1 protein-coding gene is annotated in these 427 nt (G+C 70.5%); it reads left to right on the plus strand.

Annotated elements, in window-relative coordinates; all coding sequences use genetic code 11:
• Window positions 1-133: 133 nt before the first annotated feature.
• Window positions 134-427: NAD-dependent epimerase/dehydratase family protein (locus tag I6F37_RS41195; protein WP_225154551.1), on the plus strand; the 294-nt coding region annotated here is incomplete at its 3' end.

The following is a 427-nucleotide window of genomic DNA, read 5'->3' on the forward strand; positions in this document are numbered from 1 at the left end:
CGGCCAGTGCTTTGATCGCATCGAGCATGCCGCGATTGTAGGCACCGGTCGACAATCGCCGCGGCGCGGCAGGGGCGCGCAGGCATGGCGCGCCGGTTGCCCGGACAATGACTGATTCCTTCCCGAACCCGCCATGATCCTGCTCACCGGCGCGACCGGCTACATCGCATCGCACACCTGGCTTGCCCTCGAGGCGGCCGGCTACGCGGTCGCCGGCATCGACGACTTCTCGAACAGCTCGCCCGAGGTGCTGCGCCGGCTCGCCGCGCTCGGCGCCGACGTCTCGCACTTCGTTCGCGCCGACGTCCGCGACCGCGCCGCGCTCGACACGCTGTTCGCGGACGGCCGCATCGACGCGGTCGTCCACTTTGCCGCGTCGAAGGCGGTCGGCGAGAGCGTCGCCGAGCCGCTCAAGTACTACGCCAAC

It is taken from the genome of Bradyrhizobium sp. NBAIM08, from assembly GCF_020193935.1.
In the GTDB taxonomy this organism is placed as follows: Bacteria; Pseudomonadota; Alphaproteobacteria; order Rhizobiales; family Xanthobacteraceae; genus Bradyrhizobium; species Bradyrhizobium yuanmingense.